We start from the raw sequence: 2,498 nt of genomic DNA, 5'->3' as shown, positions 1-2,498 counted from the left end.
ACCCGGGCGCCGACCAGCCGGGGGGCGGTGGCGTGCCGTACGCCGGGATCCCGGAGGACGACGCGCCCGCCGGAACCGACTCACGCTCGCGATCGGTCCGGTCGCCCGGGTCCCGGCCCGCGTCCTGCCCGGTGCCACCTTGCTCTCGGCTCGCCGGGAGGACGGGCATCGAGAACGGGTCGCTCGTCGGTGGCGGCCACGGCTCGCCGCGTTCCTTCGCCAGCTCACCCGGTGTCTTGATGGGCGGCCGGGTCGACGGGACACGACCGGAGAAGTCGTCGAACTCGGTGATCCTCGGACGCTTGACCACGTCCGCGAACAGCCGTTGGAGATCCTCCTGCCGGAGCGTCTCCTTCTCGAGCAGTTCCCCTGCCACGGAGTCGAGGATCTCCCGGTTCTCCTCGAGGACCTTCCACGCCTCGGTGTGCGCGGCGTCGATGATCCGGCGGACCTCGTCGTCGATTGCCTTGGCCACCTCCGGGGAGTACTCGGAGCCCCCGGCGCCGCCGCGTCCGAGGAACGGGTCCCCGCCCTCGCCGCCGTACCTGACCGCCCCGAGCCTGGAACTCATGCCGTACTCGGCGACCATCGTGCGGGCGATCCTGGTGGCCTGCTCGATGTCCGAGCTGGCGCCGGAGGTCGGTTCGCCGAAGACGTACTCCTCGGCTGCGCGGCCGCCCATGGCCATGACGATCCGCGCGATCATGTCCGCGCGGGTCATGAGGGACTTGTCGTCCTCCGGGACGACCAGTGCGTGCCCCCCGGTGCGGCCGCGAGCGAGGATCGTGACCTTGTGGACCGGCTCCAGGTCCTCCATCGCCCACGCCGCGAGCGCGTGACCGGACTCGTGGTAGGCGGTGACCTTCTTCTCGTGCTCGCTGATCACGCGGTGCTTGCGGCGTGGTCCGCCCACGACCCGGTCGGTGGCCTCCTCGAGGATGTCGATCGAGATCTCGTCCCGGCCCATCCGGGCGGCCAGCAGCGCGCCCTCGTTGAGCACGTTGGCCAGGTCCGCGCCGGACATGCCGATCGTGCGCCGGGCCAGCGACCGCATGTCCACGTCGGCGGCCAGGGGCTTGCCCACCGAGTGGACGGCGAGGATGGACTCGCGACCGCGCAGGTCCGGGTTGGTCACCGGCACCTGGCGGTCGAACCGACCGGGCCGCAGCAGGGCCGGATCGAGCACGTCGGGACGGTTGGTCGCCGCGATCATGATGACCGTCTCACGGTCGCTGAACCCGTCCATCTCCACGAGGAGCTGGTTGAGGGTCTGCTCGCGTTCGTCGTGGCCGCCACCCGTCCCGGAGCCGCGGTGCCGACCGACGGCGTCGATCTCGTCGACGAACACGATGCAGGGCGCGTTCTGCTTGGCCTTCTCGAACAGGTCGCGGACACGCGAGGCGCCCACGCCCACGAACATCTCCACGAAGTCCGAGCCCGAGATCGAGAAGAACGGCACCCCTGCCTCGCCGGCCACCGCCCGCGCCAGCAGGGTCTTGCCCGTTCCGGGTGGCCCGTAGAGGAGGACGCCGCGGGGGATCTTGGCGCCCAGGCGCTCGTACCGCGCCGGGTTCTGGAGGAAGTCCTTGATCTCGTTGAGCTCCTCCACGGCCTCGTCCTCACCGGCGACGTCGGCGAACGTGGTCTGCGGCATGTCCTTGGTGAACTCGACGGCCCGCGACTTGCCGACGCCGAACAGGCCGCCCTTGCCGCCCTGCATGCGCGTCATGAAGTAGAACAGGAGCCCGAAGAGGATGAGCATGGGCAGCAGGAACGACAGCATCTGGGTGAGGAAGCCCTGCTGGGTGACGGTGGTGTCGTACTTCTCCGGCTCCGCGGCGGCGATCCGGTCGAAGATCTGGGCCGCCGCCCGCTCCGGGTACTTGGCGAGCAGCTGGTCGGTCTCGTCCGCACCCTCCTCAGGGGTGATCGCCGACTCGAGCGTGAGCCGCAGCTGCTGCTCGCGGTCCTCGATCGTCGCCTCCCTGACGTTCCCGGCGTCGATCTGCGCGAGGGCCACCGAGGTGTCGACCTCCGTGTACCCCCGCTCGTCGTTCGCGAAGAACGAGAAACCGACGATCGCCAGGATGATGACGCCCGCGATCGCCACGTTGCGGAAAACGGTGTTGCTCTTACGTTCCATTCGGTCCTCGAGTGCGAAGGACGGACCCGCCGGTCGGCGGACCTCGTGATGCGACCGACCTCGTCGCCTATCGCCCCAGGCTACCTGCGGGGCACGACAGCCGACCGTGCTGATCGCCGTGGGCGGACAGGCGATCGTGTCGTACGCGCCCCGTACCATCGGGCTCGTGATCACCCCCACCCCGCCCGCGTCCCGGACCGCAGAGGCGGTGCGGTCCGGCGCCGACACCGCGACGGGGGCGCTCGACGCCGCCCTGGACCGGATCGCGCACCTGGATCCGGCACTCCGTGCCTTCACCACTCTCCTCGGGACTGACGGCCGTGCGGCCGCGGCGGCGGTGGACGCCCGGGACGCG

Annotated in this window: 1 protein-coding gene and 1 pseudogene; one reads left to right on the top strand and one right to left on the bottom strand. The window is 70.6% G+C overall.

Going from position 1 to position 2,498, the window contains the following annotated elements; genetic code table 11:
* Positions 1–2,143: ATP-dependent zinc metalloprotease FtsH (gene ftsH / locus G6028_RS15165; protein ID WP_182659368.1), on the bottom strand; the 2,143-nt coding region annotated here is incomplete at its 3' end.
* Between the two features lie 166 nt (positions 2,144–2,309).
* Between ftsH and G6028_RS15160 the strand changes: the two are divergent.
* Positions 2,310–2,498, top strand: a pseudogene (locus G6028_RS15160) (amidase); the annotation flags it as partial.

The organism is Dietzia cercidiphylli, from assembly GCF_014145145.1.
Taxonomy (GTDB): Bacteria; Actinomycetota; Actinomycetes; order Mycobacteriales; family Mycobacteriaceae; genus Dietzia; species Dietzia natronolimnaea.
Note: the sequence above shows the minus strand (reverse complement) of the source record. Positions and strands in the feature narration are given on the sequence as shown.